The sequence below is a fragment of the Cryobacterium psychrophilum genome, assembly GCF_004365915.1.
Lineage (GTDB): Bacteria > Actinomycetota > Actinomycetes > Actinomycetales > Microbacteriaceae > Cryobacterium > Cryobacterium psychrophilum.
Genome location: NZ_SODI01000001.1, coordinates 2,498,627 through 2,515,523, shown reverse-complemented (window position 1 = coordinate 2,515,523; position 16,897 = coordinate 2,498,627). Strand labels below are relative to the sequence as shown.

Below are 16,897 nucleotides of genomic sequence, written 5' to 3'. Positions count from 1 at the left end.
ACGACAGCTATTTGGCCAGCACGGCGACGGCTTCGACATGGTGAGTATTCGGGAAGAGGTCAAATGCGCGAAGCTCCTTGAGCTCGTAGCCATACCCGGCAAACAGGGCCACGTCGCGGGCGAGCGCCACGGGATCGCAGGCCACGTAAACGATCTGGGCCGGCGAGAGGGCACCGAGCTGGTCGACAACGACCTTACCGGCTCCCGAACGCGGCGGGTCGAGCACGACCGTGGCGGCCTGCAGACGGGAGCGCTGAGCGGCATCCGCTTCCCTGATGACGCGCTGCAGGTAACGGTCGACGCGGTCGGTTTCAGCCGTCGCGCCGACCCACTCCTTGAGGTTGGTGGCGGCGAAGTTGACGGCCTCCGGGTCGCTCTCCACCGAGGTGATGCGCACGGTCCTGCCGAAACGATCACCCACGGCCGCGGCGAGCAGGCCGACACCGCCGTAGAGGTCGAGGTTGGTGGCGCGCGGGTCGAAGAGTTCGGGGTCAATGGCATCCTGCACGGCCGTGAACAGCGTTTCTGCGGCACGGGAATGCACCTGCCAGAACCCGGAGACGTCCAGCTCGAACTCACGATCACCCACGCGCTCACGAATGACGCTGCGCTCCGCCCGGCGCGGCTTGCCGACCTTGTCCTTCTCTGCGACGAGCACGCGCACAGGCCCTTCGGAGGGCGCGACGAGATTCACGGTCGCGGCGTTGTGGAACAGCGTGTCGAGGGGCGCGACTTCCTCGATCGCATGCACGGCGAGCGGGAGATCGTTCACCGGGATCACGCGGTGCGAGCGGGCGGCGTAGGGCCCGACCGTTCCATGCTCGTCAACGTGCAGGCTGATTCGCGTGCGCCAGCCGGTGCCGTCCATGGAGTCTCCGGGGCTCGCGTTCTCCCCAGCAGCCACCGCCTCGACCGTGACGGGGCTTTCAATGCCGGCCATGCGCTGCAGGGCGTCGGCGAGTACGCGGCGCTTGAGTTCACGCTGGAAAGTCAGGTCGATGTGGCCGAATTCGGCGCCGCCCGCGCGGTCTGCCGGGGCCCGATCGAGGGCAGCGGATGCCCACACATGCGGCTGACGCTCGGGCGCCTCGTTGATAACGGCGACCGTTTCTGCGCGCCAGAAGCTCTTGTGGTTGGCCTCGGTGAGGCGGGCGCGGACGCGTTCGCCCGGCAGGGTGTCGCTGACGAAGACCACGCGGCCCTCGTGTCGGGCCACGAAGATTCCACCGTGAGCTACGTTGGTGATGTCGAGCTCGATCTCGGTGCCCACCGGTGCCTCTGCCGTGCTGCGGTTGTCCGACTGCGTGTGATTACTGATGCCCATTCCTCGATAATCCCACATCACCCCCCAAAGTGAGGCCTTCTCGCCGGACTCTGTAACGGGCGGCACTCACTTACGGATGAGAAAGTGAACCATGCACCTCATTTTGGCTTCCACCTCGCCTGCCCGACTGGCACTGCTGCGGGCGGCCGGAATCGAGCCGGCTCTCGTGTCCCCCGGCGTCGATGAAGATGCCGTTACCGCCGAGGCGAACGCCCGCGCCGGGGCGCCCCTCGGCGCGCACGACGTCGTGGAGCTTCTGGCCAGGGCCAAGGCCGAAGCTGCGGCAGCGCTCCACGTGGCGGCGACCGACGCGGGTACAGCCGACACCGGGGCATCCGTTACCTCCTTGATTCTCGGTGGCGACTCGGTCTTCGTGCTCGACGGCGTGATCTATGGCAAGCCGCACACCGCCCAGAAGGCACGCGAGCGCTGGCAGCTGCAGCGCGGCCGCACGGGCATGTTGTACTCCGGGCACTGGCTGATTGAACTCGTGGACGGCGTGCCCGGTCGGGCCGTTGGCGCGGTGGCGGTGTCAGAGGTGAGCTTCGCTGACGACATCACGGATGCCGAACTCGACGCCTATATCGGCACTGGCGAGCCGCTCTTCGTTGCGGGCGCCTTCACGATTGACAGCCTGGGTGCGCCGTTCATCACACGGATCGTGGGCGACCCGTCGGCCGTCGTGGGTCTCTCCCTGCCCACACTGCGCCGCCTCGTGGCCGGCCTCGGTCACCACTGGCCCGACCTGTGGAATCGCCGCGGCGTCCTCTGAATCCGTCGCGGCGGGGAGGGTGATTGTTAGCCAGTTGTAGGAATCCCCACTGATTTGCCGTCACTTTTTGTGGGGGTCGGCCAAAAGGCCACGGTCGCTGCCCCATAAGCTTGGGACTTGTGTCACTCATAACGAAGGTCCTCATCGCCAACCGGGGCGAGATCGCTGTCCGGGTGATCCGCGCCGCCAAAGACAGCGGAATCCGCTCTGTCGCCGTCTACGCCGACCAGGATCGCGACAACCTGCACGCGCGCCTCGCCGACGAAGCCTATGGGCTCGATGGCACCACCGGCGCGGAAACGTATCTCGTCATCGACAAGATCCTCTCCGTCGCCCGTCGTTCCGGCGCGGACGCCGTTCACCCCGGCTACGGTTTCCTGGCCGAGAACGCCGACTTCGCCCGCGCCGTCATCGATGCCGGTCTCACGTGGATCGGTCCGTCGCCCAGTGCGATCGACCAACTCGGCGACAAGGTGTCGGCTCGACACATCGCCGAAAAGGTGGGCGCTCCCATGGCCCCCGGCACGCTCAACCCCGTGGTCGACGCCGCAGAGGTGCTCGCCTTCGTGGACGTGCACGGACTTCCGGTGGCTATCAAGGCCGCCTTCGGCGGCGGCGGTCGCGGCCTCAAGGTCGCCCGTGAACGCGCCGAAGTGGCCGAACTCTTTGACTCCGCCACGCGAGAGGCCATCACGGCCTTTGGTCGTGGCGAGTGCTTCGTTGAGAAGTACCTCGACAACCCCCGGCACGTGGAAACCCAGTGCCTCGCCGACATGCACGGCAACGTCGTCGTCGTCTCCACCCGCGACTGCTCCCTGCAGCGCCGACACCAGAAGCTCGTCGAGGAGGCGCCGGCGCCGTTCCTCACCGAGGAACAGACCACCGAAATGTACCGGGCGTCGAAGGCGATTCTCACCGAGGTCGGCTATGTGGGCGCCGGCACCTGCGAGTTCTTGATCGGTCAGGACGGGACGGTGTCCTTCCTCGAGGTCAACACCCGGTTGCAGGTCGAGCACACGGTCTCCGAGGAAATCACCGGCATCGACCTCGTGCGTGAACAGTTCCGCATCGCGGCCGGTGGCGTTCTCGACTACTCCGACCCCGTCGCCGTGGGCCACTCCTTCGAATTTCGTATCAACGGTGAAGATCCCGGCCGCGGCTTCTTCCCCTCCCCTGGCCCGGTTCACCTCTTCAAGCCTTCCGGCGGACCCGGCGTGCGTGTGGACACCGGCGTTCAGTCCGGGGACGTGATCTCCGGATCCTTCGACTCGCTACTCGCCAAACTCGTCGTGACCGGCGCCACCCGCGACGAGGCTCTCGAACGCTCCCGACGAGCCCTCGACGAGTTTGAAGTCACCGGGCTTCCCACCGTTTTGCCCTTTCACCGCGCTGTCGTACGGGACCCCGCCTTCGCTCCCGCCGACGGCGCGCCGTTCTCGGTGTTCACCCGCTGGATCGAAACAGAGTTCGACAACACGATCGAACCCTGGACCGGAACACTTGAGGACCCCACCCCCGCGCAGAAGCGCCACAACGTGGTCGTTGAGGTGGAGGGCCGTCGCATCGAGGTCAGCCTCCCCACACGCCTGTTGCCCGGCGCGCCCGGGGACAACTCAGCGGGCCCGGCTCCGAGGCGCCGCGGTGGCGCCAGTACGGTCGCAAACGACACCAGCGACGCCGTGAAGGCTCCGATGCAGGCCACGATCGTGAAGCTGCTCGTCGCCGACGGCGACTCGGTCGTCAAGGGCGACCTGCTCCTCGTGCTCGAGGCCATGAAGATGGAACAGCCCATGACCGCTCACCGCGACGGCGTGGTCGGTGGCCTCACCGCCGTTGTTGGCACGACTGTCTCCTCAGGGGCGCTGCTCCTCACGGTCGCCGACGCCATGCTGGTCACCGACGCCGCTTAGGTCGAGCCGAGGCGTATCCGCTGCCTGCACGCACAATCGCACCCTCCCGGAGTTCCGGCAGGGTGCGATGTGCTTTGAGCAGGTGGCTACAGCACCACGTGCATGGCGCGGGCGGCATCGGTGATGGAACCGGTGAGCGAGGGGTAGACCGGGAACGCCTGGGCCACCTCGTCCACGGTCAGCCGGTGTTCGACCGCGAGGGCGAGCGGGAAGATGAGTTCGCTCGCCTTGGGCGCCACGATCACTCCGCCGATGACGGTGCCGCTGCCGGTGCGGGCAATGAGCTTGACGAACCCGTCCTTGATGCCCATCATCTTGGCACGCGGGTTGGATGACAGCGCCAGCTTGTACACGTCACCCTGGACGAGGCCGTCTTCGATCTGCTTCTGTGTCCAGCCCACCGTCGCGATCTCCGGCTGCGTGAAGATGTTCGCGGCCACGTTGCGAATCTCGATCGGGTTGACCGTGTCGCCCATCGCGTGAAACACGGCCGTGCGGCCCATCATCGAGGCAACCGACGCGAGCGGCAGCTCGGTCGTGCAGTCTCCGGCCGCGTAGATGTTCGGAATCGACGTGCGCGCCACGCGGTTCACCTGGATGTGACCGCTATCGGTGAGCTGCACGCCGGCGGCCTCAAGGCCGATGCCCTCGGTGTTCGGCACGGACCCGACGGCAATGAGGCAGTGGCTGCCCCGCACCTCTCGACCGTCTTCGAGGGTGGCGAGCACCCCGTCGCCGTCTCGCACGACGGATGCCGCGCGCGACTTGGACATGACAATCATGCCGTTGCGCTTGAACACGTTTTCGATCACGTTGGCGGCGTCGGCGTCTTCGCCGGGCAGCACCTGGTCGCGGCTCGAAATAAGCGTGACCTTGGCTCCCAGGGCGCGGTACGCCGAGGCGAACTCCGCGCCGGTGACTCCGGATCCGACCACGATGAGATGCTCGGGCACTGCTCGCAGGTTGTAGAGCTGAGTCCAGGCGAGAATGCGCTCTCCGTCAGGCATCGCGGAGGACAGAATGCGCGGGCTCGCACCCACGGAGACGACGATCGTGTCGGCGTCGATGCGGTCGAAGTCGGTTGCCGAGCTGTCGCCGGAGGTCGCCACGATCACGCCGGTGGTTCCGTCCAGGCGTCCGTGTCCCTGCACGAATTTGACGCCGGCGCGGATGAGCGTGGCCTTCATGTCTTCGGACTGCTGACGGGCGAGGGCGAGCAGGCGCTTATTGACCGCCGCGAGGTTGATCGCGACCTCGGGTCGCAACGGCTTTCCCGTCTCACCACGAACGAAGAACTGCACACCGAGATCGGTGGCCTCGCCAATGGAGTTGGAGGCCTCGGCCGTTGCAATGAGGGACTTCGACGGCACAACATCCGTGATGACGGCAGAGCCGCCCACGCCGACGGCTTCAACCAGAGTCACCTCGGCGCCCTGCTGCGCACCGGCCAACGCCGCTTCGTATCCGCCAGGCCCTCCGCCGAGTACAACAATGCTCTGCTTGCGTTCGAACTCATAGGCCATGTGCTCTATTCTCTCAAGTCCTGTGGCCCCCGCCAAACCGCCGGATGACCGGTATTCGCTCGAAAGCGAGGGAGCGGCGCACTATTTCCGCCGGTTTGGCGCAAAATCTCCGTCGAATTCGCGGGTCGCTTAGAGTGGGGGAATGCTCAAGACCGACATAAACCTGTTAGACGCGCCCGAAACCGATCCGTTCGACGTCGCACGGACAGCAGCGCAGCAGATTGCCAACATCACGGGAGTGGCACGCCACGACGTTGCCCTCACGCTCGGCAGTGGTTGGGGCAAGGCGGCCGACCTGATCGGCGAGACCACGCACACCATCCCCGCCCAGGAGATCACGGGCTTCGGCGCGCCGGCCCTCGCCGGCCACGTGGGCACCCTGCGCTCGGTGGTGCTGCCCAGCGGCAAGCGCGCGCTCATCATCGGCGCCCGCACGCACTACTACGAAGGTCACGGGGTGCGCCGCGTCGTACACAGCGTGCGCACCGCCGCCGCGGCGGGGGTGACGACCATGATTCTCACGAACGGGGCCGGCGGGATCCGCGAAACGTGGACCCCCGGAACGCCCGTGCTGATCAGCGACCACATCAACCTGACGGCCGACTCGCCGCTCGAGGGCGCCACCTTCATCGACCTGACCGACCTCTATTCCCAGCGCCTGCGCGACGTGGCACGGTCCATCGACCCCTCCCTCGACGAGGGTGTGTACTGCCAGTTCCGCGGGCCGCACTACGAGACCCCCGCCGAGGTGCAGATGGCCAAGGCCATCGGAGGGCACATCGTGGGAATGTCGACGGCACTTGAGGCAATTGCCGCCCGGCAGGCCGGCATGGAGGTGCTCGGGCTGTCGCTCATCACCAACCTTGCCGCCGGCATTCAGAAAACCCCGTTGAGCCACGGCGAGGTCATCGAGGCCGGCCAGCTCGCCGAACCCGTGATCAGCGCACTCCTGGCCAAGATCGTGGCCACACTGTGAGCCCGAACAATGAGTCGCCCGAGGTGCCCCCGGTGCGCGTGAGCGGTCGGCATTCCGCCCGCGCCGACGACGCCACCGCGCCCGAAACGGATGCCGCGGCCGAGTCCGCCGCAGAGTCCACGCCCACCCCGCCGGTCGAGTCCGACACGGACACCGACACCGACACCGAGCCGAATTCCACCCCGGTCGCACCCGCTCCCGCAACAGCGTCCACAGCGCCCGAGGATGCCGTCACGATCAGCCCAGAGGTCGATCTTCTCGCGACCGTTGCCCTGTCCCTTCCGGTGATCGCCCCACCGACAGCCAGCGCGGCACCGAATCCGTGGGTCAACCTGCCCTCTGCGGCAACCGCGAGCGCCACCCCCGACACGGCGCCGACGGATGATGCGGACACCCCCGCTCAGCACGGCGCAGACACGCCCGTCGCTGAACAGACCGATGATGACGGCACCCCCACCCTGGTGATCAGCACGGTGTCCGTGCCCGCTACCGATGCGGATCCGTCTGAAACGCCCTCGGCCGCGGCGCTCGCCCACGAGGACGTTGACGACGCCCCGACGACCGCAATGGACACCGTCGGCAGCGACGACCGCGCGGCACCCTCGTCCAAGAACCAGGCGCCGGTAATTCCCCTGGCCGGTGGATCGGCGGCCGATTCGACCACCGTCCTGATCGAAACGGCCCGCGCCTGGCTGCGCCAGGACCCGGACCCTGAGACGCAGGTCCAGCTGCGCGGCCTCATCAACGCGGCCGGAGACGGCGACTCCGCCGCGCTCGTGTCGCTGCACGATCGCTTCGACACGCGCCTCGAGTTCGGCACGGCCGGGCTTCGCGGCGAAATATCCGCCGGCTCCAACCGTATGAACCGCGTTCTGGTGTCGCAGGCCGCCTCCGGACTCGCGAGCTATCTCCTGAACCACGCCAAGCCCGGTGTCACGCCCTCCGTCGTGATCGGCTACGACGGACGCAAGAATTCGCACATCTTCGCCACCGATACCGCCGCGATCATGTCGGGCGTCGGGGTGCACGCCATCCTGCTGCCGCGCCTGCTTCCCACCCCGGTGCTCGCTTTCGCTGTGCGCCACCTCGACGCCAGCGCGGGCGTGATGGTGACCGCCTCCCACAACCCGCCAAACGATAACGGGTACAAGGTGTACCTGGGCGGCGAGAACAACGGCGCCCAGATCGTGTCCCCCGATGACAAGCTCATCGCGGCGCAGATCCTGCGCGTGGCCGCCGAGGAACTCGTTCCCAAACTGCCACGGGCCGCGTACGAGACGGCGGAAGAAGACGTCGTACGCGCCTACATCACCGCGACCGCGAGCATCGCACACACACCGCGTGCCCAGGTGAACACGGTGTACACGGCGCTGCACGGCGTGGGTTGGGACACCACTCGCCGCGTTCTCGAGCAGGCCGGCTTCGAGCTGCCCACCCTCGTCGACGCCCAGGTCGCACCGGATGCCGCGTTCCCCACGGTCGCATTCCCCAACCCCGAAGAGCCCGGCGCGATGGATCTCTCGTACGAGACCGCCCGCGAGGTCAACGCCGAGCTCATCATCGCGAACGACCCGGACGCTGACCGTCTCGCGGTCGCCGTTCCCGACGCTGGCGAGTCGTCCGGCTACCGCCGGCTCAGCGGCAACGAGGTCGGTATGATCCTCGGCTGGCGTGCGGCCACGCTTGCCGCCCAGGCGGCCGGCGACCAGCCCCTCGTCGGCACCCTCGCGTGCTCCATCGTGTCGTCACCGGCCCTACGCGCGGTAGCGGATGCCTATGGCCTCGACTTCGCGGACACCCTCACCGGCTTCAAATGGGTATCCCGCGCACCAGGCCTAATCTTCGGGTACGAAGAGGCGCTCGGCTACCTCGTGAACCCGACCACCGTGCGCGACAAGGACGGCATTTCCGCTGCTGTCTCGCTCCTCTCTCTGGTGACGGACCTGAAGTCGGAGGGCCTCACCCTCGAGAATCATCTCGATCAGTTCACGGAGAAATTCGGACACTTCGCATCGGGCCAGATCTCGGTGCGCGTGAGCGATCTCTCGACGATCGCCCGTGTGATGACCAGGCTGCGCCACACACCGCCGGAGTTCGTCGGGAACGTTGCCGTCGCCCAGATCGATGACTTTCGCTGGGGCCTCGGCGGGCTTCCCCCGAGCGACGTGCTGCGTATCCGTCTCGTCGATGGTTCACGCGTGATGGTGCGCCCGAGCGGCACGGAACCCAAACTGAAGGTCTACCTCGACACGCACAGCACCACCGGCACCGTCGAGGAGCGCAAGGCTACGTCCATCGCGGCTCTCGCCGAGCTCGAACAGGGAATGCGCGACCTGATCACGTAGCCCGTACCGGCCCGATCGGCGCCCACTGCGCGCTCCCGCAGCCCGGGAGGGCGCAAAAGTCGCCGACGGCCGCCGTGCCGGGTGACCCTGCTAGGAGCCGAGGGCCACGTCGAGTTTGGCGACGAGTTCGTCGACGTCGAAGTAGTTACTGATCACGATCACGTCGGCGTTGGTCTTTCCGATCGCAGCGACGAGCTCCGACGAGGTGAGAATCACCTGGGCGTCGGCCGCTTCGGCTCGCACGCCCGCAACATCCGTTGCGACAACGCTCGCATCAATGTCGAGGCGTTCCAGGGCCCGTTCGGCGTTTCCCTTGAGGATCGCGGACGTACCAACACCAACGCCGCACATGACAACGATCTTCACGAGGATGCCGTATGCCCGAACAAGGAACGCACGGATTCGGCATCCGTGGCCGCAGCGAGGGCCGGAATGACCTGCGCGTCGTTGAACACGTTCGCGAGTTCAGCGACGAACCCCAGGTGCTCATCGCGGCTCAGTACCGCGAGCCCCACGATCACGCTCACCGGGTCGTTGTTGGGGTGCCCGAAGTTCACGGGTTCGGCCAGGGTGACGACGCTCAGGCCATCGGCGAGCACATCCTCACCCGGCCGAGCGTGCGCGAGGGCCAACCCCGGCGCGATCACGATGTAGGCACCGAACTCGTCGATGACGCTGAGCATACGCGCGGTGTATTCCGCGGTCGTAGCGCCCGATCGCTCGAGCGCGACCCCGGCAGCCGTGACCGCTGCTCGCCAATCGCCTACTCGCGCACCGATCGTAATGGCGGAGGGAGGCAGCGGTGGCAGCGACATGTGGTCTCTCATGAGTTGCGAGTGGTAACTGAGATCAGGCGTCGGCGAAGCCCGCGACGATGGCTTTCGTGAGCTCCTCCCGGTCCTCGAGCGGCAGGAACGATGCGGCGGCCGCGTTGAGCTGGAAGACCTCAAGGTCATCGAGATCGTAGCCGAACGCATCGCTCAACAGGGCGAGCTCCTGCGAGAGCGTCGTATCGCCCATCAGGCCGTTGTCGGTGTTCACCGTCACCTTGAAGCCGAGCTGGTACAGCAGGTCGAAGGGGTGGTCGAGCAGCTCGTCGCCCCACGCGGCAATGGCGCCGGTCTGCAGGTTCGACGAGGGGCACAGCTCGAGCGTGATCTCGCGGTCGCGCACCCACTGGGCCACCGGGCCCAGGGTGACGAAGGTGTTGTCGTCGTCCTGACGCTCGATCGTCACGTCTTCGGCGAGACGCACGCCGTGTCCGAGGCGCAGCGCGCGACCGTCGAACAGTGCACTCCGGATGCTGTCGAGGCCGTCGGCCTCGCCGGCATGTACCGTCGTCGGCATGAACTCGCGGGCGAGCAGGTCGAACGCGGCCCGGTGATTGCTCGCGGGAAAGCCCGCTTCCGCGCCGGCAATATCGAAGCCGACGACGCCGTCGAACCGGTAGCGCACGGCGAGCTCGGCGATTTCGAGGCTGCGGTCGGCGTGGCGCATGGCCGTGATGATCTGACCGGTGCGGATGGACTTGCCCTGGGCCTCCATGTGCTCAATGCCCGCCTCAAGGCCGTCCTGAACCGCTTCGACCGCTTCGTCGAGGGTGAGTCCGCGTGCGAGGTGCTGTTCGGGCGCCCAGCGAACCTCACCATAGATAACGCCGTCGAGGGCGAGATCTTCCACGTATTCCTTCGCGACACGGAAAAGTCCGTCACGCGTCTGCATGACGGCGCACGTCACATCGAAGGTCTTGAGGTATTCCACGAGGGAGCCGGCGCTCGACTGGTCGTAGAACCACTTCTGAAGGCTCTCGACATCGGTTTCAGGCAGGTCAAGACCGATGGCCTCAGCCAATTCGATGATGGTCTGCGGGCGCAGGCCACCGTCAAGGTGGTCGTGCAGCGAGATCTTGGGCAGGGTATTGATGCTTACGCCGCCGCCGGGCATCAGGAATTCCTCTGGAGTCGTATTCACTCTTCTAATCTACCGGCAGGTACGCCCGGAGGCTCCATGTTTGCTGAAGGCACGCTGCACGTTTTCCCGTTTCGGTTGGAAGCGCGGCGACGGCTACCGGGAAATGCGCTCGGCGATCAGCGGACCGCCATCGAGTACCGGCTCGCCCACGTCCCCAATACGCCAGGCCCCGTCAACGGCCTCGAGTGCGCGCGCGAATCGCTCCGGCTCGTTGGCGCTGAGCGTGAACAACGGCTGGCCGCGGCGCACCGTGTCACCGGGCTTCGCGTGCAGGTCGATCCCGGCGGCGTGCTGCACCGGGTCCTGTTTGCGTGCCCGACCGGCGCCGAGGCGCCACGCTCCGATACCGAACGGCAACGCCTGTTGTTCGACCAGGACACCGTCACGATCGGCGAGCACGACGTGAGTGTCGCGCGCCACGGGCATCGCGGCATCCGGGTCGCCGCCCTGGGCACGAATCACGTCGCGCCACTTGTCCATGGCGCGGCCGTCGCGCAGCGCCGATTCCACGTCCACGTCGGTGATGCCGGCGAGGTTCAGCATCTCGCGGGCCAGCGCCACGGTGAGCTCGACCACGTCGGCGGGACCACCGCCAGCGAGCACGTCAACCGATTCCCGCACCTCGTTGGCGTTGCCGATCGCGAAACCGAGCGGCACATTCATGTTGGTCAGCAAGGCGGATGTCGCCACTCCGGCATCCTCGCCAAGCTCAACCATGGTGCGCGCAAGTTCACGTGATCGCTCAATGTCTTTGAGGAAGGCGCCGGAGCCGAACTTGACGTCGAGCACGAGCGCGCTCGTGCCCTCCGCGATCTTCTTGGACATGATCGACGATGCGATGAGCGGGATGGCCTCGACCGTGCCGGTTATGTCTCGGAGAGAATACAACTTGCCGTCTGCGGGCGCGAGGCCGCTGCCGGCCGCGCAGACAACGCCACCGTGATCGCGCAGCTGGGCGTACATTTCCTCGTTGCTGAGATTGGCGCGCCAGCCAGGGATCGACTCCAGCTTGTCGAGGGTGCCGCCGGTGTGGCCGAGGCCGCGGCCGGAGAGCTGCGGCACCGCGGCGCCGAAGACCGCCACGAGCGGCATGAGCGGGAGGGTGATCTTGTCGCCGACACCGCCGCTGGAGTGCTTGTCGGTCGTGGGCTTGCCGAGTCCGGTGAAGCTCATGCGTTCCCCGCTGGCGAGCATGGCCATGGTGAGCGCGCGAACCTCATTGCGGCTCATGCCGTTGAGGAAGATGGCCATGGTCATGGCCGCCATCTGCTCATCGCCCACATAGCCACGGGTATACGCGTCGATGAGCCAGTCGATCTGGGCGGTGGTCAGCTCGCCCTTGTCTCGCTTGGCGCGGATGAGGTCGACGGCGTCGAAGGCTTCCATGGTGGCACTCATGATGATCCTCCTGACGTGCGATATTCGGCGAGCTGGCGCGGACCGAAGGCGTCGGGCAGCACCTCGTCAATCGTGCGGGTTCCCGATACGGTCTCCAAAAGCATGCCGGCTGCGGAATGTTCGTAAAGCAGTTGCCGGCAGCGACCGCACGGCATGAGCGTGTTGCCGTTACCGTCCACGCAGGTGAAGGCGACGAGCTGGCCGCCGCCGGTCATGTGCAGGCTGGACACCAAGGCGCATTCGGCGCAGAGGGTGAGGCCGTAGGACGCATTCTCCACGTTGCATCCGCTGATCACTCGCCCGTCATCAACGAGTGCGGCGGCCCCCACCGGGAACTTGGAGTAGGGCACGTAGGCGTGGCCCATGGCGTCGGTCGCCGCCTGCCGCAGCGCGGCCCAGTCGGGCGTTGGCGCGGTCATGATTTGATGTACGGCTTGCCGGATGCGGCCGGGGGCCGCGACCTGCCGACCAGGCCTGCCACGGCGAAGATCGTCACGAGATACGGGAGCATGAGCATGAATTCGCTCGGCACGGGCGAACCGATGATGCTCAGCACGCTCTGCAGGTTGCTCGCGAAGCCGAACAACAGCGCGGCGAGGGTGGCCCGAATCGGATCCCACCGGCCGAAGATCACGGCCGCGAGGGCAATGAATCCGGCGCCAGCTGTCATCTCTTTGCCGAAGGCCCCCACCGAGCCGAGGGTGAAGTATGCGCCGCCGAGACCCACAATGGCGCCGGCGAGCGACACATTCAGAAAACGGGTGCGAGCCACGTTGATGCCCACGGTGTCTGCGGCCTGCGGATGCTCCCCCACGGCGCGCAGACGCAGGCCCCACTTGGTGTGGAAAACGGCGAAGTACACCGCGATCACGGCCACGTACATGAGGTAGACGATGAGCGTCTGGCGAAACAGGACCGGGCCGATGATCGGGATCTCGCTGAGGAACGGAATGTGGATGCGCTCGAACTTGGGCGGCTGGTTGAGCAGCGCCGAGTTGGGGGCGAGCAGCTGCGAGTAAAGGAATCCGGTGAAACCGATGACGAGCACGTTGAGCACGACACCGACGATGACCTGGTCGACGAAGTACTTGATCGAGAACGCGGCCAGCACGAACGACACGGCCATTCCGGCGACCATGGCGGCGAGGAGGCCGAGCAGGGGCTGGTTGGTCACCGAGGCGACGAGAGCCGAGGTGAACGCTCCAGCGAGCAGCTGACCCTCGATGGCGATGTTGACCACGCCGACCCGCTCGGAGATCACGCCGCCGAGCGCACCGAAGATCAACGGCACGGCGAGGCTGATCGAGCCGAACAGCAGCCCGGGGATGGGAAGGGTGCTCCCCGCCGACGCCCAGACCAGGAAGCCGACGAGCAGCAGAAACGCGAAAACGCTGATGAGCCATACGGGCACCTTGGCTCGCTTGTACACGAGCCGGCTGCTCACGAGCGTGATCGCGAGCAGCAGCACGGTGATGACCACACCGGTGGCGCGGGTGGGAAGCTCCAGCGCGGGCAGTTGGATGAGGTCGGAGCCGGTGGACAGGCGCATTGTGCTGATGCCGTCACGGCCGAAGACCACGAGCATCAGGAGGCCGAGCAGAGTGAAGACGCCGAGCGCGATGGGCGCCTTCCAATTTCGGCTCGCACCGCCGACGGGGCCGTGTGCCGTTTTCGCGCGCGGGGCGGGGTGAATAACGGGTGTGATGGTGCTCACTTGGCCGTCACCTCCTGGGTTACGTTCAGTCGAGGCTTGCGCGTGGGTGCGCCGGGCGTCGGGAGGCGGAAGATGGCACGCACAAGCGGCGGCGCCGCGATGAAGAGCACGATGAGAGCCTGAACAACCACGATGATGTCAACGGGCACGCCCTCGGCGGCCTGCATCGAGAAGCTACCGGCCTTAAACGCACCGAACAAGATCCCGGCGGCGAAGACGCCCCACGGCTTGGAACGACCGAGCAGCGCGACCGTGATGGCGTCGAATCCGATGCTTGAGTCCACGGTGGCGCCGAAGCCGCTCGTGGTGGTGCCGAGCACCTGGTTGATGCCGGCCAGACCGACCAGTCCACCGGAGATGAGCATCGCGTAGACATAAATGCGCTGCACGCCGATTCCGGCCACGCGGGCCGCGCTCGGGTTCGCGCCCACGGCGCGAAACTGGAAGCCGAGGTTGGAACGCGACAGCAGCCACCAGGTGAAGATCGTTGCGGCGATCACGATCACGAAGCCCAGGTGCAGGTTGTAGTTCGATCCGAGCAGGTCGGGGAAGATGGCCGTTGGCTTGCTGGCCGGGGTCTTCGGGTTGTTGGAGCCGGGAGTTTTCAGGAAACCGTCACGCAGGAGATAACTCACGAGGTAGAAGGCCACGTAGTTGAGCATGATCGTGGTGATCACCTCGTGCGCACCGGTGCGGGCCTTGAGCAGCCCCACGATCCCACCCCACAGGGCGCCGCCGAGCACGCCGACGACGAGGGCGGCAATCAAGTGGATGCCGTAGGGCAGGTCGAGCGCGAACGCGACCCAGCCGCCGAGGGCGGCCGCGATGAGCATCTGCCCACGACCACCGATGTTGAACATGCCGACGCGAAAACCGAGCGCGACGCCGAGGCCGGCCGCGATGAGCGGGGTGGCGAAGGTGAGCGTGTCGGTGAGCGGCTTGATCCCGTCGGCGAAGCTGTCCCGGCGGAAGTTGTAGATCGATCCCTGGAAGAGTGCCGAGTATGCGCCGGACACGGCCTGCCAGATGGCCGAGAGCATGTCGCCGGGCCGGGAGAAGAAGTACCCGGCCGCCTCCTGCACGTCGGTCGTCGTGAGCGCAATCATGACGGCGCCCACGAGCAGCGCGAGCACGACGGCAAGCACGGAAATGATGGCACTTCCCGTCGTGATCTCGCGAAACACCGAGTGCCAGCGTCCGGGCTCCTCGTCGGACTTGCGCGGCTCCGTCGAAGCGGAGGGGGGCGCGGTTGGCGGTGTCGCGGGGACCTGACTGTCGCTCATACGGCAGCTCCTTCGGTACTGGCTGTGGGCTCGCTGTTAGTTGGTGCAGCGTCGGTGGGCTCTGTGCCGTCGGTAGGCACTGTGCCGTCGGTAGGCACTGTGCCGTCGGTAGGCACTGTGCCGTCGGTAGGTGCCACGCCGGCCATCATGAGGCCGAGCACGGAGCGAGGCGTGTCGCCGGGGACGATGCCCACAACGCGCCCGTCGTACATGACCATGATGCGGTCCGCGAGGGCGGCGACCTCGTCAAGCTCGGTCGAGATCACGATCACCGGGGTGCCGGCGTCGCGGGTGGCCACGATGCGTTCGTGTACGAATTCGATGGAACCGACGTCAAGCCCACGCGTGGGTTGCGCGGCGACGAACAGGCGCAGGGGGCGGCTGAGTTCGCGCGCCAGCACGACCTTCTGCTGGTTGCCACCGGAGAGCCGGCCCACCGGGGTCTCGATGCCCTGCGATCGAACATCGAACTCCTTCACCGTCTCCTCGGCAAACGTCTTCAGGTCGTCGAGCTGCAGGTTGAAGCGCTTCACGAACGGCTCCTGGTTGGAACGGTCGAGCATGAGGTTCTCGGCGATGCTGAACGACGCAACGAGGCCGTCGACGTTGCGGTCCTCCGGCACGAAGCCCACCCCGGCATCGAGCACCTTGCGCACGGAATGGCCGCGCAGCGAGGAACCGTCGAGCGCGATCTCGCCCGCGACGTGCGGCTGCAGCCCCATGAGCGCCTCGGTCAGTTCGGTCTGGCCGTTTCCCTGCACACCGGCGATGGCGAGGATCTCGCCCGCGGCAACGGAGAAGCTCACGTCGTCGACGACCACCTGGCCGCGAGGGTCGATCACGGTGAGGTTCTTCACGACAAGTGCCGGCTTGCCGGGTGTCGCGGGCGCCTTGTCCACCGTGAGATCCACGGCGCGTCCCACCATCAGGGTCGCGAGCTCTTCGTTGCTGGCCGTGGGCAGGGCTTCGCCCACAACCTTTCCCAAACGGATGACCGTGATGCGGTCGGCAACCTCCCGCACCTCCCGCAGCTTGTGCGTGATGAACACAATGGAGGTTCCCTCCTCCTTGAGCTGACGCATGATGACCATGAATTCGTCGGTCTCCTGCGGGGTGAGCACGGCGGTGGGCTCATCGAAGACGAGCACCCTGGCGTCGCGGGAGAGCGCCTTGATGATTTCAACCCGCTGCTGCACACCAACGGGTAGATCCTCCACGAGGGCGTCGGGGTCGATGTTGAAGCCGAAACGATCGGAGATCTCCCGCACGCGTGCGCGGGCTGCGGTGAGGTCGAGCCGTCCGCCCGACTTCGTCTGCTCGTTGCCGAGCATCACATTCTCGGCAACGGTGAAGACCGGGATGAGCATGAAGTGCTGGTGAACCATGCCGATTCCGGCGCTCATCGCATCGCCGGGTCCGGCAAAATGAACGGCCGTGTCGTCGAGGAGAATTTCGCCCTCTTCCGCCCGGTAGAGGCCGTAGAGAACGTTCATCAGGGTGGACTTGCCCGCGCCATTCTCACCGAGAAGCGCGTGGATCTCCCCCGGCTCGATCACAAGGTTGATGTTGTCGTTGGCGATCAGCGCACCAAAGCGTTTGGTGATGCCACGAAGTTCGAGCTTCATATTTCCCAATTCTATTGAGCGGCCAGGGGAACCGGTCAGGTTGAGCGGACACAAAT

General features: G+C 66.4%; 14 protein-coding genes. 4 read left to right on the top strand and 10 right to left on the bottom strand.

Annotated features, from left to right (window positions below; all coding sequences use genetic code 11):
* Window positions 1–7 precede the first annotated feature (7 nt).
* On the bottom strand, window positions 8–1,324 hold the full coding sequence (locus tag EDD25_RS11790) for a class I SAM-dependent RNA methyltransferase (RefSeq protein ID WP_134173441.1): 1,317 nt from the start codon (window positions 1,322–1,324) through the stop codon (window positions 8–10).
* A gap of 91 nt (window positions 1,325–1,415) precedes the next feature.
* Here EDD25_RS11790 and EDD25_RS11785 point away from each other — a divergent pair, with 91 nt between their 5' ends.
* Both EDD25_RS11785 and EDD25_RS11780 read left to right on the top strand, forming a co-directional pair.
* Window positions 1,416–2,096 (top strand): Maf family protein, encoded by a 681-nt coding sequence (locus EDD25_RS11785; RefSeq protein WP_134173440.1) that lies wholly within the window; start codon window positions 1,416–1,418, stop codon window positions 2,094–2,096.
* 119 nt (window positions 2,097–2,215) lie between these two features.
* Window positions 2,216–4,006: an acetyl/propionyl/methylcrotonyl-CoA carboxylase subunit alpha gene (locus EDD25_RS11780; protein WP_134173439.1), complete on the top strand. Its 1,791-nt coding sequence runs from the start codon at window positions 2,216–2,218 to the stop codon at window positions 4,004–4,006.
* Window positions 4,007–4,092: 86 nt separating this feature from the next.
* On the opposite strand, the gene EDD25_RS11775 is transcribed toward EDD25_RS11780, so the two are convergent.
* Window positions 4,093–5,529, bottom strand: a complete 1,437-nt coding sequence (locus tag EDD25_RS11775) for an NAD(P)H-quinone dehydrogenase (RefSeq protein ID WP_134173438.1) — start codon at window positions 5,527–5,529, stop codon at window positions 4,093–4,095.
* 142 nt (window positions 5,530–5,671) lie between these two features.
* Here EDD25_RS11775 and EDD25_RS11770 point away from each other — a divergent pair, with 142 nt between their 5' ends.
* Complete coding sequence (locus EDD25_RS11770) at window positions 5,672–6,505, top strand: purine-nucleoside phosphorylase (RefSeq protein WP_134173437.1); 834 nt, start codon at window positions 5,672–5,674, stop codon at window positions 6,503–6,505.
* Between the two features lie 566 nt (window positions 6,506–7,071).
* Window positions 7,072–8,850 carry a phospho-sugar mutase gene (locus EDD25_RS11765; protein WP_134175422.1) on the top strand — a complete coding sequence of 593 codons (1,779 nt, stop codon included), beginning with the start codon at window positions 7,072–7,074 and terminating at the stop codon, window positions 8,848–8,850.
* A gap of 90 nt (window positions 8,851–8,940) precedes the next feature.
* On the opposite strand, the gene EDD25_RS11760 is transcribed toward EDD25_RS11765, so the two are convergent.
* From EDD25_RS11760 to EDD25_RS11725, 8 genes are all read right to left on the bottom strand, one after another.
* Window positions 8,941–9,216 (bottom strand): PTS sugar transporter subunit IIB, encoded by a 276-nt coding sequence (locus EDD25_RS11760; protein ID WP_134173436.1) that lies wholly within the window; start codon window positions 9,214–9,216, stop codon window positions 8,941–8,943.
* Window positions 9,213–9,665 carry a PTS sugar transporter subunit IIA gene (locus tag EDD25_RS11755; protein WP_134173435.1) on the bottom strand — a complete coding sequence of 151 codons (453 nt, stop codon included), beginning with the start codon at window positions 9,663–9,665 and terminating at the stop codon, window positions 9,213–9,215. Before EDD25_RS11755 ends, EDD25_RS11760 begins: the two co-directional genes overlap by 4 nt.
* 34 nt (window positions 9,666–9,699) lie before the next feature.
* The gene (locus tag EDD25_RS11750; protein ID WP_134175420.1) at window positions 9,700–10,794 is read right to left on the bottom strand and encodes an adenosine deaminase; all 1,095 of its coding nucleotides are present in this window, start codon (window positions 10,792–10,794) and stop codon (window positions 9,700–9,702) included.
* A gap of 120 nt (window positions 10,795–10,914) precedes the next feature.
* A complete protein-coding gene (locus EDD25_RS11745) occupies window positions 10,915–12,219 on the bottom strand; it encodes a thymidine phosphorylase (protein WP_134173434.1) in 1,305 nt (434 codons plus the stop codon).
* Window positions 12,216–12,638 (bottom strand): cytidine deaminase, encoded by a 423-nt coding sequence (locus EDD25_RS11740; RefSeq protein ID WP_134173433.1) that lies wholly within the window; start codon window positions 12,636–12,638, stop codon window positions 12,216–12,218. The genes EDD25_RS11745 and EDD25_RS11740 overlap by 4 nt, the downstream gene beginning before the upstream one ends.
* Window positions 12,635–13,933 carry an ABC transporter permease gene (locus EDD25_RS11735; RefSeq protein ID WP_422386791.1) on the bottom strand — a complete coding sequence of 433 codons (1,299 nt, stop codon included), beginning with the start codon at window positions 13,931–13,933 and terminating at the stop codon, window positions 12,635–12,637. The genes EDD25_RS11740 and EDD25_RS11735 overlap by 4 nt, the downstream gene beginning before the upstream one ends.
* Window positions 13,930–15,216, bottom strand: a complete 1,287-nt coding sequence (locus EDD25_RS11730; RefSeq protein ID WP_134173432.1) for an ABC transporter permease — start codon at window positions 15,214–15,216, stop codon at window positions 13,930–13,932. Before EDD25_RS11730 ends, EDD25_RS11735 begins: the two co-directional genes overlap by 4 nt.
* Entirely contained in the window at window positions 15,213–16,841 is a 1,629-nt protein-coding gene (locus tag EDD25_RS11725; RefSeq protein WP_134173431.1) for an ABC transporter ATP-binding protein, read from the bottom strand. Before EDD25_RS11725 ends, EDD25_RS11730 begins: the two co-directional genes overlap by 4 nt.
* Window positions 16,842–16,897 lie beyond the last annotated feature (56 nt).